Source organism: Paenibacillus sp. MT124, assembly GCF_058792755.1.
Map to the genome: position 1 here is coordinate 1,050,331 of NZ_CM179500.1, position 21,890 is coordinate 1,072,220.

General features: G+C 47.9%; 18 protein-coding genes. 14 read left to right on the forward strand and 4 right to left on the reverse strand.

Going from position 1 to position 21,890, the window contains the following annotated elements:
• Nucleotides 1-15: 15 nt before the first annotated feature.
• The 4 genes from AC3RCI_RS04830 (at nt 16) to phnE (AC3RCI_RS04845) (ending at nt 3,630) form a co-directional block, all read left to right on the forward strand.
• Complete coding sequence (locus tag AC3RCI_RS04830; RefSeq protein WP_183522456.1) at nt 16-1,002, forward strand: phosphate/phosphite/phosphonate ABC transporter substrate-binding protein; 987 nt, start codon at nt 16-18, stop codon at nt 1,000-1,002.
• A gap of 176 nt (nt 1,003-1,178) precedes the next feature.
• Entirely contained in the window at nt 1,179-1,976 is a 798-nt protein-coding gene (phnC, locus tag AC3RCI_RS04835) for a phosphonate ABC transporter ATP-binding protein (protein ID WP_492472204.1), read from the forward strand.
• Nucleotides 1,973-2,827, forward strand: coding sequence for a phosphonate ABC transporter, permease protein PhnE (phnE, locus tag AC3RCI_RS04840; protein WP_336781302.1), 855 nt, complete (start codon nt 1,973-1,975; stop codon nt 2,825-2,827). Before phnC ends, phnE (AC3RCI_RS04840) begins: the two co-directional genes overlap by 4 nt.
• Complete coding sequence (gene phnE / locus AC3RCI_RS04845) at nt 2,824-3,630, forward strand: phosphonate ABC transporter, permease protein PhnE (protein ID WP_127538513.1); 807 nt, start codon at nt 2,824-2,826, stop codon at nt 3,628-3,630. The genes phnE (AC3RCI_RS04840) and phnE (AC3RCI_RS04845) overlap by 4 nt, the downstream gene beginning before the upstream one ends.
• 725 nt (nt 3,631-4,355) lie before the next feature.
• Here phnE (AC3RCI_RS04845) and AC3RCI_RS04850 read toward each other — a convergent pair.
• Both AC3RCI_RS04850 and AC3RCI_RS04855 read right to left on the reverse strand, forming a co-directional pair.
• Complete coding sequence (locus tag AC3RCI_RS04850) at nt 4,356-7,103, reverse strand: chitinase N-terminal domain-containing protein (RefSeq protein ID WP_492529798.1); 2,748 nt, start codon at nt 7,101-7,103, stop codon at nt 4,356-4,358.
• 261 nt (nt 7,104-7,364) lie between these two features.
• Nucleotides 7,365-7,841, reverse strand: a complete 477-nt coding sequence (locus AC3RCI_RS04855) for an RNA polymerase sigma factor (protein ID WP_492527740.1) — start codon at nt 7,839-7,841, stop codon at nt 7,365-7,367.
• 573 nt (nt 7,842-8,414) lie between these two features.
• Here AC3RCI_RS04855 and AC3RCI_RS04860 point away from each other — a divergent pair.
• Nucleotides 8,415-10,757, forward strand: coding sequence for a rhamnogalacturonan lyase (locus tag AC3RCI_RS04860; RefSeq protein WP_492529800.1), 2,343 nt, complete (start codon nt 8,415-8,417; stop codon nt 10,755-10,757).
• Between the two features lie 175 nt (nt 10,758-10,932).
• Here the strand turns inward: AC3RCI_RS04860 and AC3RCI_RS04865 are convergent, their stop codons facing one another.
• On the reverse strand, nt 10,933-11,544 hold the full coding sequence (locus AC3RCI_RS04865) for a histidine phosphatase family protein (RefSeq protein ID WP_492527742.1): 612 nt from the start codon (nt 11,542-11,544) through the stop codon (nt 10,933-10,935).
• 175 nt (nt 11,545-11,719) lie between these two features.
• Between AC3RCI_RS04865 and AC3RCI_RS04870 the strand changes: the two genes are divergently transcribed.
• Together AC3RCI_RS04870 and AC3RCI_RS04875 are read left to right on the forward strand one after the other, a co-directional pair.
• The gene (locus AC3RCI_RS04870) at nt 11,720-12,730 is read left to right on the forward strand and encodes a helix-turn-helix domain-containing protein (RefSeq protein WP_492527744.1); all 1,011 of its coding nucleotides are present in this window, start codon (nt 11,720-11,722) and stop codon (nt 12,728-12,730) included.
• Between the two features lie 189 nt (nt 12,731-12,919).
• A complete protein-coding gene (locus AC3RCI_RS04875; protein WP_492527746.1) occupies nt 12,920-14,425 on the forward strand; it encodes an alpha-glucosidase/alpha-galactosidase in 1,506 nt (501 codons plus the stop codon).
• 84 nt (nt 14,426-14,509) lie between these two features.
• Here the strand turns inward: AC3RCI_RS04875 and AC3RCI_RS04880 are convergent, their stop codons facing one another.
• Nucleotides 14,510-15,004 (reverse strand): hypothetical protein, encoded by a 495-nt coding sequence (locus AC3RCI_RS04880; protein ID WP_492527748.1) that lies wholly within the window; start codon nt 15,002-15,004, stop codon nt 14,510-14,512.
• 194 nt (nt 15,005-15,198) lie between these two features.
• Here AC3RCI_RS04880 and AC3RCI_RS04885 point away from each other — a divergent pair, with 194 nt between their 5' ends.
• The 7 genes from AC3RCI_RS04885 to AC3RCI_RS04915 all read left to right on the forward strand — a co-directional run bounded on the left by AC3RCI_RS04885 (nt 15,199) and on the right by AC3RCI_RS04915 (nt 21,809).
• Nucleotides 15,199-15,558: a PadR family transcriptional regulator gene (locus tag AC3RCI_RS04885; protein ID WP_336781532.1), complete on the forward strand. Its 360-nt coding sequence runs from the start codon at nt 15,199-15,201 to the stop codon at nt 15,556-15,558.
• Nucleotides 15,555-16,247 (forward strand): permease prefix domain 1-containing protein, encoded by a 693-nt coding sequence (locus AC3RCI_RS04890; RefSeq protein ID WP_336781295.1) that lies wholly within the window; start codon nt 15,555-15,557, stop codon nt 16,245-16,247. Before AC3RCI_RS04885 ends, AC3RCI_RS04890 begins: the two co-directional genes overlap by 4 nt.
• Nucleotides 16,244-16,801, forward strand: coding sequence for a DUF4825 domain-containing protein (locus tag AC3RCI_RS04895; protein ID WP_336781294.1), 558 nt, complete (start codon nt 16,244-16,246; stop codon nt 16,799-16,801). Before AC3RCI_RS04890 ends, AC3RCI_RS04895 begins: the two co-directional genes overlap by 4 nt.
• A 132-nt stretch (nt 16,802-16,933) precedes the next feature.
• Nucleotides 16,934-17,704 carry an amino acid ABC transporter substrate-binding protein gene (locus AC3RCI_RS04900; RefSeq protein ID WP_492472198.1) on the forward strand — a complete coding sequence of 257 codons (771 nt, stop codon included), beginning with the start codon at nt 16,934-16,936 and terminating at the stop codon, nt 17,702-17,704.
• A gap of 109 nt (nt 17,705-17,813) precedes the next feature.
• Nucleotides 17,814-18,473, forward strand: a complete 660-nt coding sequence (locus AC3RCI_RS04905) for an amino acid ABC transporter permease (RefSeq protein ID WP_095288749.1) — start codon at nt 17,814-17,816, stop codon at nt 18,471-18,473.
• Between the two features lie 33 nt (nt 18,474-18,506).
• Nucleotides 18,507-19,262, forward strand: a complete 756-nt coding sequence (locus tag AC3RCI_RS04910; protein ID WP_492472197.1) for an amino acid ABC transporter ATP-binding protein — start codon at nt 18,507-18,509, stop codon at nt 19,260-19,262.
• A gap of 438 nt (nt 19,263-19,700) precedes the next feature.
• Entirely contained in the window at nt 19,701-21,809 is a 2,109-nt protein-coding gene (locus tag AC3RCI_RS04915; protein WP_492527750.1) for an RICIN domain-containing protein, read from the forward strand.
• Nucleotides 21,810-21,890: the final 81 nt, after the last annotated feature.

A 21,890-nucleotide genomic window follows, 5' to 3' on the forward strand; every position in this document is an offset into this window, starting at 1 on the left:
TTGGAGGGTGTTCGCTTGAAGAAGTCCGCTTTATTTTTACCATTGTTGATTTTGGTTCTGTTTCTAAGTGCTTGTGGGTCTAGCAGTACAACGGGTTCGGCTAACGAGACGAATTCGAGTTCCAATGCTTCCGGTGCATCTACCGAAACGGCAGAAACAGACAAAGAAGCCGAAGGGTATGTACCAACCGAGTTGACTGTACAGTTCGTTCCATCCCAGAATGCAGACACGCTTGAAGCCAAAGCAAAACCGCTTGAGAAATTGCTGGGCGACAAACTGGGCATTCCGGTAAAAGTCAGCGTATCCACTGACTACAACACAATCATCGAAGCGATGGCCTCCAATAAAGTAGACGTGGGCTTCCTGCCACCAACGGCTTATGTACTGGCAAAAGAAAAAGGTGCAGCACAGGTCATTCTCCAGGCACAACGTTTTGGCGTAAATGATGAGACAGGTGCTCCAACGGAAGAACTGGCTGATTCCTATAAATCCATGTTTATCGTGAAAAAAGATTCGCCGATTCAATCCATTGAAGAGCTGAAAGGCAAAAAGATCGCTTACCAAAACGTAACTTCTTCCGCAGGTTATGTATGGCCTGCAGGTTTGCTGCTCGATAGAGGCATTGACCCATTGAAAGATGTAACTCCTGTAACGGTAAAAGGTCATGACCAAGGTGTTATTGCTGTACTGAACGGTGACGTTGATGCAGCTGCCATTTTCCAAGATGCACGTAACACGGTTTCCAAAGACTACCCAACGGTATTCGAAGATACACGTGTACTGGCGTTCACAGAGCCGATTCCTAACGATACGATCGCTGTACGTACAGACATGAATGCGGATTGGACAAGCAAAATTAAACAGGCGTTCATTGACATCGGTACAGATCCGGAAGGTCATGAAATCATCAAGGAAATCTATACGCATGAAGGTTATGTAGAGTCTGATGACAGCAAGTTTGAAATCGTTCGTCAATACGGCGAAAAAGTAAAAACCGAGTAGTCTTTGACACAAGTAGACATTTGAAATATGTAGATAGTGTCATTCGTTTCTAATGGATGTTACAGATGTATTCGCAGTGCGGACAGGCCAGTTCAGCGTGATATACGCTGCGCTGGCTTGTCCCGTTACTGCATGCAACGAAATAGAACTCTATTAATGAAAGAAGGATTAATGTCATGATTGAGCTTCGCAACGTAACCAAAACGTACGCCAACGGCACCAAAGGCCTGAATAATATCAATCTTACCTTTAAGCAGGGTGAATTCATTGCGGTTGTAGGCTTGTCCGGTGCGGGTAAATCCACGCTGCTGCGTTCCATCAATCGTCTCCATGATATCAGTGAAGGAGAGATTTTGATTAACGGCAGTTCTATCACGAAGGCACAGGGCAAGAGATTGCGCATGATTCGCCGGGATATCGGGATGATCTTCCAGAGCTTTAACCTGGTTAAACGCTCGAGTGTCCTTCGTAACGTTCTGGCGGGCCGCGTCGGTTATCATTCCACGATGCGTACCATTATAGGGCGTTTTCCCAAAGAAGATACGGAACTTGCATTCGAAGCGCTCGAACGCGTGAACATTGCAGAGAAGGCTTATTCCCGTGCAGATCAGCTGTCCGGCGGACAGCAGCAGCGGGTGGCCATTGCCCGCGTACTCGCACAGGAAGCGAAAATCATTTTGGCAGATGAACCGGTTGCCTCACTAGACCCGCTCACCACGAAGCAAGTGATGGATGACTTGAAACGCATTAATCAGGATCTCGGCATTACGACCATCGTTAACCTTCACTTTATTGATTTGGCAAGGGAGTATGCGACACGTATTGTCGGTTTGCGTGCAGGTGAAGTGGTGTTTGACGGTCCTGTGGAAGAGGCGACAGATGAGCGTTTTGCGGAGATCTATGGCAGACCGATTCTCGCAGATGAATTGTTGGACAAACAGGCTGTACCCGAGCAGGGAGAAGTACTGGTATGAAGGGGCAGTCTGGCGCTTCACTTCATACACCACTAACGGGAGCGGGGAAGGAGCCCGGTTCTGGGCCTGGACAGGTCGTCAATCGTCCCAAACCACCCGGCCGCACCAAACATCTGCTTACGCTAGTTATCATCTTGCTGCTGCTGTGGGCCAGTGCCAAACAGACTGATGCGAGCTTCAGCGAGCTGATCGAAGGATTCCCTAACATGTGGGATCTGCTGAAGGACATGTTTCCACCGAGATGGACCTATTTCGATAACATTGTTCAGGGCATGCTGGAGACCATTCGTATGGCTCTGATTGGCACCACCATCGGCGCAATTATTGCCATTCCGGTTTCAATAATTTGTGCAGGCAACCTGATGCCAAGCCGCTGGATCTACTATCCAGCCCGGTTTGTACTGAACCTGATTCGTACCGTGCCCGATCTGCTGCTCGCTGCACTGTTTGTTGCTGTATTCGGTCTCGGCCCAATCCCGGGTATTCTGGCACTTGCCGTATTTTCTGTCGGGCTGATTGCCAAGCTGACCTATGAAACGCTGGAAACGATTGACCAGGGGCCGCTGGAAGCGATGACCGCTGTCGGCATGAACCGGATTCAGCTGATCGTTTATGGCGTGGTGCCACAGCTGGCTGCTCAGTTTACTTCCTATGTCCTGTATGCCTTTGAGATCAATGTGCGCGCGGCTGCCATACTTGGATTGGTCGGTGCGGGAGGTATCGGGCTTTATTATGAAGCAACACTTGGATTCCTGGAGTATGACAAAACGAGCGTGATCATTCTCTTTACCCTTGCGATCGTCCTGATCATCGATTATGTAAGTACTAAGCTGCGGGAGAAATTGTTATGATGAAAAATGAAACGAGCGTCATCCGGCGCAAACCTCGAAAGAACCCGCTTCGCTGGGTCATTGTGTTGCTGCTCATCCTTGTATATGCCTGGGCACTGGCAGGCGTACCGTTTACCGGCTTCAAGGAAACAGCCGGACAGATTATGAAGGCGATCATCGCCGGGATTTTCTCGCCTGACTGGGACTTTGTCTATTTGCCGGAAGGGGAAGATTTGCTGCGAGGATTGCTGGACACGCTGGCGATCTCGATCCTGGGAACTGTTATTTCAGCTGTGCTGTGTATTCCGTTTGCTTTCTGGTCTGCCAGAAACATGAGCCGTTTCCGCGGCATATCGGGTGCAGGGAAAATGGTGCTGAGCTTCATCCGTACCTTTCCCGAGATCATTATGGCTTTGCTGTTTATCAAGGCTGTAGGGCCGGGTTCCTTTGCGGGTGTACTTGCACTTGGACTGCATTCCATCGGGATGCTGGGTAAACTATTTGCTGATGAAGTGGAAAATATCGATTATGGCCCTTCAGAAGCATTGCTCGCTTCGGGAGCGACTCGTATGCAGCAGCTGTGGTTTGCCGTGCTGCCGCAAGTATTGCCTGGATTCCTCAACTACACGTTGTATCGCTTCGAGATTAACGTACGTTCTGCAACCATTCTGGGTGTTATTGGGGCAGGGGGAATTGGTACACCACTGATCTTTGCACTCAGCACGCGGAACTGGCCGCGAGTAGGGATTATTCTGCTGGGGATCATCGTGATGATCACGATCATTGACCTGATCTCGGGGTATATCCGGAAGAAGCTGGTGTAAAGGGGCTAGAATAGGAATAAGAAGAAGATAAAGCATATTAAATAGAATAGAGACTGAATATAGGATTGGATAAAAGAATGAAGCAATATGGAAAAGGGCTATCTTGTGCCGGATGTAGTGGCAAGAGGTAGTCTTTTTCTGTTGGTTTTAAATTCACTGGCCCTAAATGAGAAGAAAAGAAATAAAGCCATTTATTAGTACTCTATAAAGGCCGCGAACCTGAGAAGCCTTACTTTGCCTCATAAGGAATCCATGGAATTCTAACGAATCGTGGTGACGCTATTTATTCAATTTAGTCTGTTTTAACTCTCGTACAATCGAAATCCAGCTAGATAGCGACGTTGAGGTTCGTTAGATTTTGTAATTAGGCAAAAAGGGCCGAATAAGGTCTGTCAGGTTCATTAGCGTCGAGAGAATAAAGTAATTTGCGGGTGCGCAGTATCATTAGTCTCATAAGTATCTAAGTACGTAAGCGTCAAAAGTATTAAAGCGTCATGTGTACATACTTACCGTAACTGTCAGAGTATCATAGGTGCATAACTGTTTAATGCATACGTTTATGTTCTTGGTGCACTAGGGTAGCGGGCGTATTTACTTTGGATTAAAGTCTTATGTTTCGCCGGAGTCTAATTTACTTTCCAAAGTCCAACTTGGCTCATCAAAAAAACCGAAACCATGTTGCCCGGCATTGAGGCAGCGGTTGGTTTCGGTTTTTTTGTAATCTCTTAGCTAGCCAAAGGCAGTGCTTTGGTAACTTGAACCGTAATCGTTTCGGTGCTTGTCACACCGGCTGCATTCACCAGCTCAGCACGGTACGTGTACGTTCCGTTGGCACGACCGGACAGGTCTGTTGCCGCACTTTGAGCAGATGGTGTTGCAGCTTTCAAGGCTTGAGTATCAATCAATACATCATTCTCATAGAGGCGATACTCGGTTGCATTTGTACCCCACCAGAGGTTCATCGTTACTTTGTAGCTGCCATCTCCATCCCAGTTGTCCTGGGAGAGGACTGCTTTGCCTGGAGCAGCATTGGCAACTTGAACCATCAGCACTTCACTGCGAGTGGAACCGCTGGAGTTCGTCAACTCAGCCACATACGTATAGGTACCGTTGGCTTTGCCTGTAATTGTCGTTTTGGCCGATTGTGCTTGCGGAGAAGCACTGGTCAGCGTTTGCGAATCGATCAACACACCGTCTTCGTACAATTTGTAGCTTGTTGCGTTTTCACCCCACCAGAGGTTCATGCTAACAGTATAGGATCCTTCAAGAAGACCATTGGTATGGCCATTATTGGAGGAAAGCACGGGTTTACCCGGTACACCCGCCGAAGGAATCGAAGGCTCTTCACCGCCGCCTTCTTCCTCGGCAGCAGCAAAATCATTCAGGTTTCTCGGTTTCAATTGATATACATCCTTGAAGATGGCAGCTACACCGGTAACATTGATTTTGTCGCCTGCTGCGTAAGGGAAGCTCGATTCAGTTACCCCTGTGCGTGTATCGACACGTACATGAGTGCTTGTCCCGTCGGCTGCAACTGCGTCGAATTCAAACGATCCAACAGGTGTTGCGCTGACCATGTTTTCAACCGTTACGTCTTTCAGTTGGATCAATTGTCCCTGATTGTTATCCGTTACTGTCGATGCTTCAACAGGAGCAGGGATATCAGCTGTTCCTGTTTTCTCGATGGCAACAATATCAGTCAGTTCGAATTCGGAGTTATACAGCGCCGTAGCTGCAGTAACCTTAACCTTGTCTCCGGCATGGAAACCACTTGTGCTCTGGAAGACATACAGTCCACCCGTTTCATCCTGCAAGTAGAAGGATTGTCCGCCAAATGCGCCTGGTTCGGTAGTTACAATGCCTTCAACAGTTACGGTTGTTCCAGCTGTTTTGGCACGTGCTTCAGCAATGGTAATGGCTGCAGGAATCGGGCCTTCCTCTTCAGGAAGCTGCTCGGCTGGAACGTTGCCGATGGTCACGGCATTGGTGATCAGGTTGCTGCCGTTCAGGCGAAGACGCAAGTTCGCGGCACCGGATGTTCCTGGCTTGATGCGAACGTTCAGATCCTTGATTGCCCGGCCTTTGCTGTCGGAAGTTACGCTGAATGTGGAGCTGTAGCCATAGGAAGTCGGCCAAGTGCCGCTCTCATTCTGAATCATCGCTACTTGAGTTCCGCCAGTCAGATAAATTCCTGCACTGTATCCGGATACCGTTGTGTTGGCAGGCATGTTTTCCACGACAACGCGAATCTGGAAGTCCTCTGCGTTAGGCAGTGTATCCTGTTTCACGAAGCTGTAGGAGGCATTAGCGCTGGAAGCAGGTCCGCCATAGGAACCTGGTTTGAAGGTGGAGCTGTCATACCATTTGTAACCTGCAGCTGGTGCAGCCCAAGGTTCAGCCTGTGGCTCGGTGGAAGCTGCTGGTTCTTCGAATGCCAGCAATGCAGTTGGATTATCCAGTTCCAATCCGTTTACCTGGGTAAAATCGGTATAGTTTTCTTGCGTAGTGAGCCAGTTCACTGTGTTAACGAGCAGCGCAGCATCGTCAGCTTCTTTGAAACCATCATAGGTTGTTTTGCGCGCGCCCGTTTCTTCACGCAAATATTTAGGTGATGCATCTTCTACTGGGGAGGAGTCTCCGATGAAGGCTGCTTTACCTGCACCCAGCTTGGATACGGCTACGTATGGACCTTCTTCGATCCCGCCGCCGTTGTAAACGCCTTGATCCACCGCGTTATTCCATTTTGCATTGGTTTTTGGCAGGTAGACGATACCTTTTGCTTTTTCCGGATCAGTAATAGCGAGAGTAGAACCGGCATGCATGGCTACAGCCGATACTCCTTCCGTGATCCCGAAGGCTTGATCTGCCGGGACAATGATGTTTGCGTCGATATCGCCAAGTGCGTTATAGCGGAATCGTACGCCAAAATTATCGGACAACCAGTCTGTACTGGCTACATTTTGCATGGCTTCAGAGTTACGCTCATCAGTGCTCATGCCCTTGGCCGGATCTTCAAATGCACCGCGGCGATAGCCGTTGAACGCTTCCGAACCGTCCCAACGGTTTTTGTTACGGTCGGCATTGTAGTGATCTCCTATGAAGAAGATGCTGCCGCCATTTTCCACATATTCTTTCATCGCTGCCTGCTCTGACGTTTTGAATGGAACGTTAGGTTCAGCGATAACAAATACGTTATACTCCTTGAGATCGTCGTAGGTAAAAGGGGTGGTCTTGCGCAGTTCTTTTACATAATACCCGTCATTTGCAAGTGCATTACCGAAGTCCGAGAAGCCGCCATCGATAACCCAGTCTGCCGCACCAGCCGTCTGTGCATGCGTATTGTCGAACAATACCTTTTTGCCGGCATTTTCATTCACCACTTTTGCCTGGATGAACGGTGCCGGATCGGTCGGTCCTTCTGCGTGAACAGCAGCATTCCCATGCCATAATCCGACCTGAAGCGGTAAAGCCATGGACAATGCAAGGAGTGATTTCAACCATACTCCGCGCACGCTAGTCAATTTACCCAACCAAATCCCTCCCAAATATTAGTTGATTCATAAGTTCGTCCATATTTTATCACACCAAAATCTCACATAGTCATAACAATTTGTAAAAAATACCTCGAGTTTTGTAAAATTGAGCCATTAGTCATACGTCAAAAAGTGAATATTCGATAAAAGCTTACATCCTCTGTATATTGTTGCTCTTGCATATTCTGAAAAAGCCATCTCTTAGGAGATGACTTTGGCACGTATGCGATTTACAGCATGGAATACCGAAGACTTGATCATGCCTTCGCTGCGGTTAACGAGCTGAGCGGTTTCCCTAATGCTGTATCCATGAATGACGCGCAGCTCCAGGATTTTGCGATGTTCCGGATTACTGACGACAGAGAAGAAATCGTTGACACTCTCGGTGATCTCCAGTTCGGATATGTCATAGTGGTACGTTGGCACGTCAAGCCTGCTATCCCGCTTCATGGTTCGCGTTCGTTTGCGGAAGGTGTCCAGAGCGAGGTTGTATGCAATCTTTTTGAGGTAGTAGAGCAGTCGATCTTCAGGGATGTCTGCGTGAACGTTCATGAGCCGAATGAAGCATTCCTGCGTCAGATCTTCCGCATCTTGAGGCTGCTTGACGATATGGGATAAATACCGTGTGATATCCGATTTGTAGTTAACATATGCGTTGTTAATTGTTGCGCTGTTCATGTGATGGGGGTCTCCTTTGGTTACCGTCTGCATATCCGTTCCGGTTGGTGCTATTCGAATGTCAGTATAGCGAGATGATGTTTCCAAATTCGCCAAACTTGTATCTAAGTTGTAACAATCGGAGCCTAGCGGCTTTTACTACCCGTATCAAGATTGAGGCTACCAATCTTAAATGAGACTTCGATGGACATGTGAAAGGTAGTGGAGGAGACGAAGTCGATTCTGGACTTTTTTGAAATGAGTCTCAATAAAACACTGAATATTGATCGTTTTGAACGGATATTTGCCTATGTCGCAGCGGAAAGGATGTCTATAATAGTACCCGTTGGGAGGGAATGCTTGCTCCGAATTCAATGAGGAATGGAAGGAGGACAGTACTCTGAAAATCCGTTAAGTGGTGGATCGACGCTAATTATGTAAGCGCAATCATTATGAGATGGCGGCCTGTTCAAAAAAAGATAAGCATCACCTATTCTGTCTCAAGGAGAGTGAAGGTTGATGAATTCCAAAACAACAGTAAAGGTACATAAGGAAGAGTTTCCCCGTGTACAGACTAATCGCCGAAAGGTGCGTATGCCGCTTGCAGCCAAGGTGTTATCCTCGGCACTCAGCGTAGCCTTGCTTATTGCGGGAACCGCGGGGACAAGCGGCGCAGCGGCTTCCAATGGCAGCAGTGCAGCAGAGGCTGGCCTTCAATCACACAAGGGGGGCGGTTCGTTGAAAGAGATGCAGCTCGAATATTTGGATCGGGGGTTAGTAGCCGCATCCACGTCCGAAGGTGTTTTTCTAAGCTGGAGGTTACTTGGGGATGAGGCAACGGGATACAGTGACAAAGGGCTGACAGGCACGAACTTCAACGTATACCGCGACGGCAAGAAGATTGCCACTATCACGGACAGTACGAACTATATTGATCCCACAGGAAAATCGTCTTCTCGTTATGAAGTGGCGGCTGTAAACAGTAAGGGAAAGGAAAGCAAGCGCAGCAGTTCAGTCAAACCGTGGGCAAATGGCTACATGGATATTCGGCTTCAAAAACCTGCCGATGGGGTTACACCTGCTGGCGAAGCCTATACGTACTCCGCGAATGACATGAGCGTAGGTGATGTGGACGGAGACGGCCAATATGAGTTTTTCGTCAAATGGGACCCTTCCAACGCCAAGGATGTATCTCAAAAAGGCTACACCGGTAAAACGTACGTCGATTGCTACACCTTGGATGGCCAGTTGTTGTACCGGATTGATCTCGGGGTCAACATCCGTGCGGGTGCTCACTATACACAGATGCTGGTTTATGATTTTGATGGAGATGGCAAGGCCGAATTGATGTTCAAGACCGCTCCGGGAACCAAGATTATCAAATATAACAAAAAAGGAAAAGTGACGTCTGAGAAGTATATAACGCTGCCGAAAGAAGACCGCAAAGCAGGGTACTCCAACGAAGATGACTATCGTTTAAGTGCTGACGGTTACTATGATCATGTGGTCGACATGTTCAAAAACTGGCACAAACACGAGGAAGTTGTGAAGGGGAACTGGCCTGCTACGCTGGAGGAGGCTTTTGGCATAGAGAAGAAGTATGCCTATCCATTGTCCCAGCAGGATGCCGAGAGTCTGGCTGATTACTTCATCGATGTCTATGCGCCAAGCCGCAGTGACAAAAACGAGCTGCGCAAATTCGAAGGTTTTATCGTAGATGGACCTGAGTATGTGACCGTGTTTGAAGGAGAATCCGGCAAAGAGCTCGAGACCATTCCTTACGAGCCGGAGCGCCATGATGATGGTCTGATGTGGGGCGACTATGCCATGGCACGGATCGAGCCGGGTAACCGGGTGGATCGTTTCCTGGCAGGAGTGGCGTATCTGGATGGCAAGAAGCCATCTGCTGTCTTTGCACGTGGGTACTATACACGCTCGACGATGGTTGCTTATAACTGGGACGGCAAAAAGCTCAAACGCGAATGGAAAGTGGATAGTGGCTGGACGCCGATGAAAAATCCGTTCAACGATGGACCACACGGTGTAGATGGCACAGATCCGGAGTACGGCTCCATTACAACTCAAGGTGCTCATTATTTCAGTGTGGCTGATGTGGATGGAGATGGTAAGCAGGAGATTATCTACGGTTCAGCTACGATTGATCATGACGGCAGTGTGCTGTACAGCTCAACGGATCTGATGCCTGCCGAAAGTGCTGCACCGGGAACGATAGCCCGCCTGGGTCATGGGGATGCACTGCACGTGGCAGATATTGATCCGGACCGTCCGGGACTTGAAATTTTCATGGTACATGAAGGCGGTCCGTGGGCTCCATATGGCTATTCCTTGCGGGATGCCAAAACGGGAGAAGTCATCTATGGCGGCTATACAGGGAAAGATACCGGGCGCGGGATGGTCGGGGATGTAGATCCAACTCGCCGGGGCTTGGAGACATGGGCTGTAGGATTGTGGACAGCCAGCGGTGAGAAAATAAGTGATAAGGCGCCTGGCACCAATATGAATATTCGCTGGGCAGCAGATATGACGACTCAGATTGTAGACGGCGCGATTGATGTTACTCCAACCATCAAGGATTGGAATCGCGGCACGCTGCTGACCGCCACAGGTACATTAACCAACAATCACACCAAAGGCACGCCTTCTCTGGTGGCCGATATCTTCGGGGATTGGCGGGAAGAGATGCTGGTGAGAACCGCGGACAGCTCGGCCATCCGTATCTATCTGAGTACGGAGAAGACAGACCGGAAGCTGTACACGCTGATGCATGACGCCATGTACCGCGTGGGTATTGCCGGACAGAACAGTGGCTATAACCAACCTTCCTATCCGTCCTTCTACATGGCATCGGATATAGACTGGTCGAAGGTAACACTGCCCGAATTCTCCACTCCCCAATCAGGTAAGGGTGGAAAATGAATAGGCTTAGGATGATGAAAAAAGGTTTCTAATATTGAACCAAGCTCTGGAATATCCCGGTGTGTCTCGGCACATGAGGGGTTCCAGAGCTTTTTCACGTAGGAACGGAAGAAGAATGAGAACTGGATCAAAAACTCATCCAATCGAGGGCACTATCAGAGCTATATCCTTATCTTCATGTCAAATGTTCTATGGACGCGAATGCTTCAATTGTGCGGTTTCCTTTATCATAAATTAGCTTGGTTATGGAACATTCGGGAATAAGACGGTTTTGTATGGATTTAAAATCAGGATGCCAGACGTCAAGCTCCCGCTCGTTGAACGTCTGAACTAGGAAATCAGTAATAAGTCCGCCATGTGTGACCACGATGATGTTACGGTTTGCGGGCTCTTCATTGTGCAATTCGGCCAGTAGGGAGCCCAGACGCTGACCCGCTTTTTTGGCCGAATCGCCCACAGGCGGGATGTAATCCGGATCAGACGTGCATTGATCCCACATCGCGATAAATTGCTCAAAGGTCTGATGAGGGCAATCCCCCCAATTGGCACGCTCTCGTAAGCGGGAATCTTCGGCTACAGGACAACGAGTGTACAAGGCAATCCTTTCGGCAGTTTCTTTTGCTCTTCGAAGGGGACTGGTAACGATTTTGGTGATGGGGAAAGCAGTCTGGGCCAAATGCCTTGCTGTTGACTCCGCTTGTAGGGTCCCTTCAGGAGTAAGGGAGACATCACCGATGCGCCTTTCTTTTAAACCGTGTCTCACGAGATGGAAGATGGTACTCATCATACTCGACCTCCTTATAGCATAGAAAATAGGTACGGAACGAATTAGATGTTTAGCTAATTATATAATCATCTAATAAAAATAAGCAATCTATTTGTAGCAATGGAGTTTAAAACCACTTAGCAGAATTGCTACAATGGAGAAAAGTGAGGATCGCTGCATCAATGGAGGTATGGACATGAGCACGAAACGTTTTACGGGAAGCCTGTTTCAGGAGGAACTGCGAACGGAGGATTACGGGCCGCGCTTCTACGCGTACTATTATAAGCAATGGGACAATTACAGTATGGCTTACCACCATCATGATTCGACTGAAATCATGTATATCATTTCGGGGATGTGCAGGGTGGATGTGCAGATGCCGGGTGGGGGTTCGGAGCAGGCTGTGTTGAAAAAGGGTCAGTTCATTCTGCTGGATGCAGGTGTTCCGCACCGTTTGCTGGTTGAGGATGGTGTTCCTTGCCGGATGTTAAATGTGGAGTTTGGCTTTGCTGGCTCGGCGCCTGGACAACCCTCTATTCGGCAGCTCGCTCAGGAAGAGGAGGAAGTCGGTACCTTCTTAACGTACGCTTCCCCTTACATGGTACTGCCTGATCCGGAAGAGGTATATCACATTATGAAAAGCCTCGTCCTGGAGCTGGATCAACGCGGTCTTATGAATCACAGCGGGTCTGCGATCCCGATGCGAATCATTCCTTCTGATGAACGATTACACCATCGCGAAGCCAGGAATCTCAAGTCACCGGAACAGGGTACGCTGGTGCGTACACTGTTTATCCAGCTGCTGGTCCGGGTTGCGCGGCTGCGTGGGGAGATGAGCCGGAGTGCACCGGATCAGTCGGAGCTATATGTTAAACGAACCATTGAGTTCATGCATCATAATATGGATTGCAGCATTCAGATGAAGGATATCGCGGCAGCGGTCAATCTGCATCCCGGCTATCTGCATCGCATCTTTCGTCAGCACACCCGGCGGACCCCAACGGATTATCTTACCATGCTTCGAATGGAGAAGGCCAAGATGCTGCTGCAGCAGACCAATATTCCGATCTCGGAAATTTCGGAGTATGTGGGCGTGGGCAGTCGTCAGTACTTCCACATGTTATTCAAAAAATATACAAGCCGGACTCCGGTTGAATATCGATCCATGATGGAGAGACATGTCAGCCAGTATCCACCAGAGGAATGAGAGGAGTATGCTATTTTTAGCCAAGTGAAATGTATTTCATTTGATAATAGAAGTTAGGATTTTTGACAACCTAATCTGGAACAGGTCATGATTTTGATAACGCTTCCTCATTTTCCGTTGATACAATGATCTCATGAAGTGAGGTCATTAACCGAAACGAATCATTTCGGATTACGGGAGGACATGCGAATGTCGTTTAAAGTGGCATTTATCGGGGCAGGAAGTATCGGTTTTACAAGGGGTTTGCTGCGGGATTTGTTGACGGTACCGGAGTTTAACAACATAGAGATTGCGTTCTGCGATATTAATCAGCACAATCTGGACATGGTGACAGAGCTATGCCAGCGGGATATTCGCGAGAATGGACTAAATATTCAGATTCAGCCTACCACGGATCGAAAAGAGGCGCTTAAGGACGCGAAGTATGTACTGTGTACAATTCGTGTTGGAGGGCTGGAGGCTTTCGCAACCGATGTGGACATTCCACTCAAATATGGGGTGGATCAATGTGTCGGCGATACGTTGTGTGCTGGAGGCATTATGTATGGGCAGCGCGGAATTGCCGAAATGCTGGACATCTGCAAAGATATTCGTGAGCAGAGTGCACCGGACGTGCTGCTCCTGAATTACTCCAATCCGATGGCCATGCTAACGTGGGCTTGCAATAAATATGGCGGCGTACGTACCATCGGATTGTGTCACGGTGTGCAGCATGGACACCATCAGATTGCGGAAGCATTCGGATTGAAGATGAATGAAGTGGATATTGTGTGCGCAGGTATCAACCATCAGACCTGGTACATCAAGGCTTCTCACGAAGGCAAAGACCTTACAGGTGATTTGCTTGAAGCTTTTGAGAAACATCCGGAGTACAGCCGTACCGAGAAAGTCCGGATCGATATGCTGCGCCGCTTCGGCTACTACAGCACGGAATCGAACGGACACCTGAGCGAATATGTGCCATGGTACCGCAAACGTCCAGAAGAGATTCAGGACTGGATTGATCTGGGCAACTGGATTAATGGAGAGACGGGCGGGTATTTACGCGTGTGTACAGAGGGCAGAAATTGGTTCGAGACTGATTTTCCCAATTGGATGAAGGATGAACCGATGCAATTTGTTCCGGAAAAACGTGGCGGAGAACATGGTTCGTACATTATAGAAAGTCTGGAAACGGGACGTGTATATCGCGGACACTTTAATACAGTGAATAACGGCGTGATCTCCAACCTGCCGAATGATGCAATTATTGAAGCACCAGGATATGTGGATCGAAACGGGATCTCGATGCCGCATGTCGGTGATCTGCCACTGGGTCCGGCTGCGGTATGTAATGTGAGCATTTCGGTCCAAAGGCTTGCGGTTGAAGCAGCTGTACACGGAGACGACAAGCTGCTTCGTCAAGCATTCATGATGGATCCGCTTGTTGGTGCCGTATGTAATCCAAAAGAAATTTGGCAAATGGTTGACGAAATGCTGGTTGCTCAGGCGCAGTGGCTGCCGCAATATGGTGAAGCCATTGCAGCCGCAGAAGCCAGACTTGCTGCCGGTAATCTTATTCCTACGAAGGAATATGAAGGGGCAGCACGTCTCAAGGTAAAAACGATTGAAGAGATGCAGCAGGATCGTGATGCAGCGAACAAAAATGCGGGTGAGTCCGATAAGGGGAAAGACCGCGAGAAAGTGCAGCAATAATCGTAAGATTCATCTGATCAGAAGATAAGGTGAACGTGAACCATGACAAGGCCCACTCCAATCTGTTGGAGGGGCCTTGTTTTTTTATTTTTTCTCCACGAGATGAACGGCAAAAGCAAATGAAGTATCCCCCAAGGAAACATTCGAATCTGTGGGAGAGGACCAGCGGGCAAACGCTCCATAATAGTGAATGCCGGTTTCCTGTGCCAGCTGGAATGATCCCGCTGTCAATGAGACGCGATGAGCTTTTCCATCCACATATTCGACTAGATTAAATTCATCCGGGGCAACGTCAGTCCCCATATCAATGGATACATCCTCTCCCACAAGTAGAGTAACAGGTGTTATTCCTTCCAGCAGCTCCAAGATTCCTGCGTAGTCGACACACAAGCCCTCCCAGCAATAACTCCCCTGTACGGTCGGGATGGGGCTGCCGCTCACGGATTGGATGATGGGTTTAGGAAGTTCCGTTGGCAAGTTATTGTGCTGGCTCGTTCCTGAAGGAGGATTTTCCACGTTGTTCATGTTGTATTGGTTGGTATTGCATCCGGACAATAGGAACACAGATCCAAGCAGCATAAGGGTAGTCCAAACTCTCACTGAATGTATGAAGTTAATCTCAAACACCTCCCTAATATATTCCAGACGAAAAGCAGGGGAGGAATGTTGCTCAGAAGAATGAGTGTTTACATCACAACACATATTACCTTTACACACATAGTAATATGTCTTATAGTATACAAAGGAAAGAAGAAAGTCGGTGAGTGGGGCAGATGGATGAGCAAGTCATTAACAGTGATTTAATTCGGGGTAACATTGATCCCATTATTCTAAGTGTACTTATACCGGAGGATAACTATGGATACAGCATTATCAAGGAGATCTATCGGAAGAGTGGAGAGCGGTTTGAACTCAAGGAACCTACGCTGTATTCCAGTCTGAAACGTCTAGAAAAGGGTGGTTATGTTGAATCCTATTGGGGGGGAGAGACACAGGGAGGACGGCGTAAATATTATCGGATTACCCTGGATGGACGTGAAGTTTATAAGCAGCAGGTCCAAGCTTGGCAAGCAGCCAAATCGCTTATCGACTGCATGATTATTTCCGCTCAAGAAGGAGATGAAGGAATATGACAATGGAAGCTCGTATTACGCGCCATGTGAATCGTCTTTTTGAACAAGCACAGGACACCCAGGCCAATCGCGAATTAAAAGAAGAGATTCAGAGTAATCTTACGGCTAGAATTGAAGATTATGTGGAACAGGGAATGAATGAGGACCAGGCGTTTCAGAACGCAATTCAACATGTAGCCGGCTTAGATGATATCTTTACCGGTAACCACCGGGTGCAGCGGGTTCCTTATTGGACGGCTGTTTTACAGTCGGCTTTGATCTACAGTCTGATCGCCTGGATTATTACGATTCCAATGAGAGTACTTGTGGAAGGGAATGTATTAAACAACTTGCTCATGATCCTCAGCCTATTTGTTGGTGGAACGTATGTATTTTACATGTTGAAGAACAAAAACAATCATCAGGACAGGGAAGACACCACGGTTATTCGCACGCCACTCTTATTGCAGTGGGCAAGAGGATTGTGGTGGATATGGGCTGGCTTCATCTTGGTGTTATGGGGCACACAGGCTGCAGTACGCTTTGGCAGTAACCTATGGTATAGCAGACCGATTCATGTAGAAGGACCGTACCAGTTTGCCGTAATTGCAATTGCATTCGCCATTCCCTTATTAAGTATTATTATTCCTCTAGTCGTGCACAGAGCATATCGGATCGTTAGCAAGTATGAGGTGGGTGATGTGGTATGACGATAAAGAATAAATGGATTATATCTCTCGTTGCAATTGGTATCATTGGCTTCATTATTGTAGAAGGTGTGGTTAATCCGAAATTGGAAGCCGAACAAGCGGGGTACGAAGCGGAGCAGCAGCATCCAATGACTCATGACTTTGCCGCATTGAAGAAATTTCACAGTCCATACATGGGGGATTTCTCCAATCTCAGTCATTTGAATCAGGCATTGCCTTTACATGATCAATTGAACGGGTACCAACTGTACCCGGAAACATTCACGGCTCAAGTCAACTATAGCCTGAATACGAGTGAGATGGACACGGAAGATCTTGAGCAAATACTCGTATATAATGCGACTGCCAATTTTGTGCTAATTGATAATCTGGAGCAGGTTGTATATCAGTTCGAGGATACCAGCCTTGCATTAAGCCGTGAAGCAGCTCAACAATGGGCAGGCGCGGAATTAAATACACTTCAGGACCCTGTCCAATGGGATTCCGTGGTACGTTCGAAGCTGGAGAAACCAGCAAACGTCCAAGAGGCATTTTCACAAATTGTTGACAATTGAGCTGCATGAAATCGTAGGAAATAGGCAAGACACTCGACTCTTCTCCCATGCTATGTTATTATAAGGCTCTGATAACGTGGTAACGAACTAAAGCGTTTGGGTTTTGGTTACAGACATGGAGGGGTTCTAGAGATGAGAAAAAAAGCGATATTCCTATTATTCATCAGCATATGCATGATCGTTGTAGCAGGTTGTTCCAGCTCGGGAAGCAAGGAAGACAACTCCATTATTGTGGGGATTGATGACAAGTTCGCTCCAATGGGATTCCGGGATGAACAAAATGAAATTGTCGGCTTCGATATTGATTATGCCAGAGCTGCAGCGGAGAAAATGGGTAAAGAAGTTACCTTTCAGCCGATCGACTGGTCTTCCAAAGAATCAGAGCTGAACAGCGGTCGTATTGACATGATTTGGAACGGGTACACGATTACGGACGAGCGCAAGGAGAAAGTGCTGTTCACGAAGCCGTATTTGGAAAACAGTCAGGTTGCGATTACACTGGCCGATTCCCCAATTACGAAGCTGGATGAGCTGGATGGCAAAAATGTGGGATTGCAGGCTCTGTCTTCAGCAGCAGATGCACTCGCAGCCAGTCCCCTGAAGGACAAAGTGAAGGCTTCCGAATTCAAGGATAACGTTCTTGCACTGACGGATCTGAAGACGAAACGTCTGGATGCCGTTATCATTGATGAAGTGGTGGCAAGATACTACATGTCGAAGGAAGAGGGTACGTTCAAATTGCTGGATGAATCCCTTGCACCGGAGCAATATGGTATTGGTATCAAAAAAGGCAACGAGGAACTGCTCAATCAGCTGCAAAAAGCACTGGATGAACTGAATGCAGACGGAACGGCTGCCGAGATCTCAACCAAGTGGTTGGGTGAAGACAAGGTGTTGAAATAGACAGGTTAGCGCCTGACATACGATCAGAAACCAATATGACCCCGTATTCCTCTTGGAGCATCGACTCCATTGGAGTGCGGGGTTAACAGATTAGAGGAGACAAAAAATCATGAGTTGGGATTATATATCTACTATTTTGAAGCCTATGCTTGAGGGAGCCCAGACAACGATCTTTATGTTCTTGCTCGCCATCGTGCTGTCCATACCGCTTGGATTCGTGGTCACCCTGGCGATGAGAAGCCAAATTAAACCACTGGCATGGATTGCACATACGTACGTCTATGTCATGCGGGGAACACCACTGCTTCTGCAGGTATTATTCTTCTGCTTCGGTCTTCCGCTGCTTCCTGTCATTGGCGATTACCTGGTGTTTGATCGTTTTGTTGCTGCGGCAATTGCATTTATTCTGAACTATGCGGCGTACTTTGCCGAAATTTTCAGAGGCGGGTTGCTCTCCATCGACAAAGGGCAGCATGAAGCTGCACAGGTTCTCGGTTTAACCAAGTGGCAGACGATGACCAAAGTCATCATTCCACAGATGATTCGGGTGGTACTGCCTGCAACGGCGAATGAGTCCATTACGCTGATTAAGGATACGGCTCTGCTCTATGCGGTTGCGGTTCCTGAATTGCTGTATTACGCCCAAGCCGCGGTCAACCGGGATCTGCAGCTCATCCCATTTTTCGTTGCAGCGATCATGTATCTGCTGATGACATTGGTGCTCACACTGCTGTTTAAAGCGCTGGAGAAGCGGTTTTCATTTGAATAAATTAAATCTGATTAAATAAAGGACTGTCTGCATATGACACATATTATAGAAGTGAATCAGTTAAGAAAATCATTCGGCACACTTGATGTACTGAAGCAGGTAACCTTCAATGTGACACCGGGTGAAGTCATTGCCGTGATTGGCCCTTCGGGCTCGGGCAAGAGTACGATGCTGCGCAGCCTGATTCATCTGGAGGATATCTCTGGTGGAACGATTCGTATTCAGGATCAGACACTGGTTGATAACGGCCGTTATGCGGGGACTGCCGAGATCCGCAAAATCACGGATCGGATGGGGATGGTATTTCAGCACTTTAATCTGTTCCCGCATCTGACTGTACAAGCCAATCTGGAACTGGCACCGAAGACGTTGAAAAAGGAAGGTAATGCAATTATCCGCCAGCGAAGCCTGGAACTGCTCGGTAAAGTAGGACTGTCCGATAAGGCGGACGCCTACCCGGCCAATCTGTCCGGTGGACAGAAACAGCGCGTAGCGATTGCTCGTGCATTGATGATGCAGCCGGACATTCTGCTGTTTGATGAGCCGACGTCAGCACTCGATCCCGAGTTGACTGGAGAAGTGCTGCGAGTCATTAAAGACCTCGCACAGGAGAATATGACGATGATGATCGTTACCCATGAGATGAGCTTCGCTCGCGATGTTGCGGACCGGGTTTTCTTCATGGACAATGGCGAAATTGCTGAAGAAGGCCCGCCGGAGCAAATCTTCGGCAACCCCAAGCTGAATCGCACCCGCACCTTTCTTCAGCGGGTGGAAATAGATTCTTAAATCGAATTAAAAGTGGTGCTCCAGTAAACATGGAGCACCACTTTTTTTAAGTTCATTTTATGAAATGTACCCGTCGAACAACCACTCCCGCCAGGGGGAGAGGGTATAACAAGATTGCATAATTACAAATTTATTAATATATATATTTATTTTCCATAACGACATGAATCCCCTTACTTCGACAAGGAAATGCATTTATTATGAGGTGGAGTATAGTGTTCGAATCCGGAATTGCTATACAGCTTATCATTATGAGGGGAGGTTAATATATCCATTCATAAAGTAACAAAAGTATGTTCCACTTAAAAATGGATTGCAAAGAGAGAGAAATTATTTTTCATCATAAATATGAAAGCGCTTTACTTATTGAGTATGCAGAGAAACATATTGTTAACTCGCAATATAAGCAGCCTACTATGAAGGGAGATCAATCCAATCATGCAACGTGTATACAAGTTATGGAACAAGCTTAGCACGATGATGCTCGTATTTGTGCTATTGGCTGTCAGCATGGGCAGTGGAAATGCACTGGGGGCAGCAAGTTCATCAACAACCTCGAATACAACCCGGGTGTCTGTACATGACCCTTCCATTTATTATGATTCGTCCACAAACAAATACTACATTTACGGATCTCATCTGGCTCAAGCCAGCAGCACGGATCTCCGAAACTGGTCTTACGAGGGAACGCAGGGGTATGCCAACAATACCTTGTATGCACCCTCAACCTTCGAAGGGTATTATTACATCAAAAATAAAAACAGCAACCTCTACCTGGATGTTACCGATGGCTCATCTGCCGATGGGACAGGCATTCGGCAGTGGTCCTATAATGGTTCCGACGCACAGAAGTTCAGAATTATGCATTACGGCAACGGGGATTACTATCTCCTTACAGCCAACTCGGCCTATAAAAGTGCCATCGACGTGAATAGCGGTTCGGCTGCCGATGGAGCTCTCATTGAGCAGTGGACCTATTGGGGCGGTACGATGCAGTTGTTCCGGATTCAGCAAAATGCGGATGGTTCCGTTGCTTTCTTAACCAAGGCATCCGGATATGCTAGTGCACTGGATGTGGCGGGCGGCAGCACGACTGTTGGAGCCAATATACAGCAGTGGAATTACTGGGGTGGAGAGATGCAGAAATGGGAGCTGGTCAAGGCAGGCGGCACCGGTAATGCCTCCCGCAGCTCGGGAGCTGCCTTGACATCCGCCTTGGCTGTTTCTTATGCATGGGCTGGATATAATGACCAAGACAGCTCTGGTGGTCATGCGGTATGGGCGCCGGCATCGCCAATTTACAATGCTTCATACACATGGGCGGACGGTTCCAAGGGAGCCTACATGCTGTATTACTCCACTTCTTCCACCTATATCCGCTCAGCTATCGGATTCGGTGTATCCAAATCCGTGAAGGGGCCGTACGAATACATCGATACGATTATCTATTCTGGATTCACAAATGGGAGCAATCCAATTACGACCACGTCCTCACTTGGAACCAAAACCGTAAACACATGGTATCAGCATACCAACATTCCTGAGCTGATCGACAAAGGCAGTCTGTCCGGCACGCGGAGCGGCTGGTTCTTGAGCAATGGCGGCTTTAACAACACCCTGTTTCCGAATGCCATCGACCCTACCTTGACATACGACAGTTCCGGAAAGTTGTGGATGAGCTACGGGTCATGGTCAGGAGGAATTTATATTTTGCAAATTAATCCGGATACCGGACAGCCCATCTATCCGGGATCGGATAACGGCAATACCGACCGTTATTTTGGCAAGCGCATAGCCGGAGGTTACGGTAAAACAGGAGAAGCTCCCTATATCGTTTATGACAAGGATGCAGGATATTACTACCTCTATGTAACCTACGGTGGACTGGCTAATGAAGGTGGTTACCATATCCGCTTGTATCGTTCTAACACAATTGACGGAACGTATACCGACGCTGCGGGCAATCAGGCCGTATATGCCTCTGCTTCAGTCGATCAGTCGACTCGTGGCATAAAGCTGTTTGGTAACTATGCCTTCTCAGGCATACCGCTCGGTTACAAATCAGGCGGGCATAACTCCGCTTTTCTAGATACGGATGGTGCAAGGTATCTGATCTACCACACCCGGTTTAATAATGGAACCGAGTATCATGAGGTTCGTGCACATCAGCAATTCCTGAACGCTGACAAATGGCCGGTGACGGCCGTATACGAATTTTTGGGAAGCAGTATCTCGTCCACAGGTTATAGCGCAAGCGATATGACGGGAACGTATCAGTTCGTCAACATGGGATTGGATGCTTCCATCAGCGGTGTGGGCATGCTGCCTACCCAAAGCGTGACGCTGAATTCCAATGGTACGATCACCGGTGCAGTAACCGGTACGTGGTCCAATACCGCTGGTACGTATTACTGCACGATGGTGATTAACGGGGTGACTTACAAGGGCATATTCTTCAAACAGAAAAATGAGTCGACCAGTCATAATGAAGTCATGACCTTCTCGTTGATCGGTTCCAACAATCAATCGATCTGGGGGTCCAAATAGGATCACCACCCCATTAGACGATATAACATCGGACACATTTAAGATTCATTAAAGGTTTGTCCTCTACCATGGTTCCTATAA